Annotated in this window: 3 protein-coding genes; all 3 read left to right on the forward strand. The window is 28.9% G+C overall.

The window, feature by feature from the left end; translation table 11 throughout:
• Window positions 1-66 precede the first annotated feature (66 nt).
• Window positions 67-1224 (forward strand): phosphatidylglycerophosphatase A, encoded by a 1158-nt coding sequence (locus tag BP769_RS06005; RefSeq protein WP_413862253.1) that lies wholly within the window; start codon window positions 67-69, stop codon window positions 1222-1224.
• A gap of 35 nt (window positions 1225-1259) precedes the next feature.
• A complete protein-coding gene (gene cobS, locus BP769_RS06010) occupies window positions 1260-2060 on the forward strand; it encodes an adenosylcobinamide-GDP ribazoletransferase (protein WP_413862255.1) in 801 nt (266 codons plus the stop codon).
• A gap of 33 nt (window positions 2061-2093) precedes the next feature.
• Window positions 2094-2626: tRNA (cytidine(56)-2'-O)-methyltransferase (locus BP769_RS06015; protein WP_413862257.1), on the forward strand; the 533-nt coding region annotated here is incomplete at its 3' end.

Raw genomic sequence — 2626 nt, forward strand, 5'->3', positions numbered from 1 at the left:
AAAAAGAATTCTCTTTTAATTATTGGAAATAAAAACAAAAATTTTTTTATATAGGGGCTATTTATAGTGAATGATACAAGTGAAAAGAACCATTTAAGTAATGTTAAAGTTTCAAATACAGATAATCATATTTGTATTAATAATCCAGATTATTTCTTAACTTTTAGTGATTTAGAAATAAGTGATGGTATTGATATAGTTGAAAATATTATTATTTTAAAGGATGATGTGAAAAATAGTGAAAACCTTGATATTGAGGGTTTAATAGGGTTAACTGAAGATTATAAGGAAACAAATAATATTTCTGGTAGTTATATTGCAACATTTTCTAAGGATTTAGAATATTTCACTAATACTTATAATGATTATGGTATATTGAATATTATAAGTAATGATGTTAGTGTTGAAGATTTCACTGATAAATTGAAAGTTGCAAATAGTCCTAAAGGTTTTAAGGATGCACGTATTAATCTTGGTGAAGTTATTTTGATTAATAAGAGTTTAAGTCCTAAACTTTTAATAAACATTTATAAGACTTGTATTAAAGCTAAAACTAAGTTTTTCCAAGGTTTGAATTTACCAGTTCATATTAATAATATTATAAATCAGAACGATTTCTTGGTAATTGCCTCTAATCTTCCAAGTCAGGATTATGATGAGGAATATATGGATAGTGGTGTTGATATTACTCAAGCTGAATATGATGATGAATCCTTAGATATTCCTAAGTTTTTAAAGGATTTAGAGGAATCTGTTATTATTAACTGTGAAGATAGTGTTAAACGTATGGGTTTAGATTTCGGTATTCTTGATTATCTTGTTTCTGAAGGTATACAGATTAGTGATTTAGTTGATGCTGGTTTTGAACTTTGTGTTGATGTTGAGGTTACTAATGATTTGAAGAATCGTTTAGAAGAAGAAATCCTTAAGAGTTTAACTGATATTAATGTGATTGCTTTATTAATGGCTGCAATCAGAACAGAACAGGATTTTGAGAATAATCGTTTACGTGAAGTTGATATCTCAGATGATCCAGCATATTTATATACTGATGAGGTTTTAGGTTTAGCTATTAGTAATCAGATTGCTGGTACTAAGGCTACCTTTAATTTTAAACGATACGATGAAAAGAAACCGGGGATTATTTTTGGTTTAGGTCCAATGTTAGATGATATCTTTGCTGGATTAATTGCAGGTTGTATGAGTAAAATATTTGAAGAATAAAGAAAAAGTAGAACAAGTTTGGAGTGAAATTTTTTATGAGTCGTGTTGACAAAAATAGGGATGATTATTTTAATAGACAAGAATTTTCAATGTGGAGAAGTATTCTTGGCTTATTTACTTTTTCAACTATAATCCCATTGAATGTTCGAACAACAATTGATGAAATGGCTAAAATGACATGGTTTTGGCCGGTTATTAATGCTTTTGTAGGATTATTAGGTGTTATTATATTATTTGTTTTAAATAATGTTTTAAACTTACCTTACTTTTTAAGTGCTGTTATTATTTATGGATTTTTCATATTAATTAATGGTTGTCATCATTTAGATGGTTTGCTTGATTTTAGTGATGGTGTGATGTTTCAGGGAACTAGTAAAGATAAAATCCGTGTAATGCGTGATTCATTAATTGGTACTGGTGCTATATCATCATTATTTTTAACAGGCCTTATTACCATTACTTGTTATTTCACATTTATTAGTCATGGTCTTATTTGGATTGTTCTAATAAGTGAAATGTGTGCTAAACTCGGATTATTAACTACTTGTTTAACAAGCACACCATATGTTAATGGTACAGGTAAAAGTTTCATAGAATACACAAATAAAACCAACTACCTTGTAAGTGTTATTATTTGTTTAATTATCGCATTAGTTATTAATACAAAATTAGGAGTATTTGGAGTAATTGGTGGTATACTTGGTGGAGCATTAACTAGTCTTGTATGTAAACATCATATGAAATTTGCAACAGGTGATGTTTTAGGTGCAAGTAATGAAATAGGACGTATGTTTTCACTTTTAATGATGATTATACCATATGTACTCATAGTATAAACAAAAAATTATTTTTTTAGAGGTTTGATATTTTTGAAGATTAATGTTTTAAGATTAGATCATAGATTAAAAAGAGATACACGTATCACAACACATGTATGCTTAACAAGTAGAGCTTTTGGTGCAAGTAAAGTCTGGTTAAGTGGAGAACAAGATCATAGATTAATGGATAATGTTCGAGACATTGTAAACCGTTGGGGTGGTGACTTTGAAGTTGCCTATGAAAAGAACTTTATGAAAGTTATCACAGATTGGAGAGATAATGGTGGGAAAATCGTTCACTTAACAATGTATGGTTCACAAGCACAAGACGTGGTAAGTGAAGTTAGAAATTCCAATAAAGATATTTTAATAGTTGTAGGTGGAGCTAAAGTCCCAACTAAAGTTTATGAAAATAGTGACTGGAATGTTAGTGTTACAACACAACCTCACAGTGAAGTTGCAGCATTAGCAGTATTTCAACATATGTTAATGGATGGGGAAGAATTTAATATTGAATTTGAAGAACCAGTCTTTGAAGTTATTCCAGAAGCTCATGGAAAACATGTAAATATTCATGATGAAAA

It is taken from the genome of Methanobrevibacter sp. UBA417, from assembly GCF_002508845.1.
Lineage (GTDB): Archaea > Methanobacteriota > Methanobacteria > Methanobacteriales > Methanobacteriaceae > Methanobrevibacter_A > Methanobrevibacter_A acididurans.

Coding starts and splice junctions, on each gene's coding strand:
- cobS (WP_413862255.1), top strand. CDS start 1,260: ATGAGTCGTGTTGACAAAAATAGGGATGATTATTTTAATAGACAAGAA.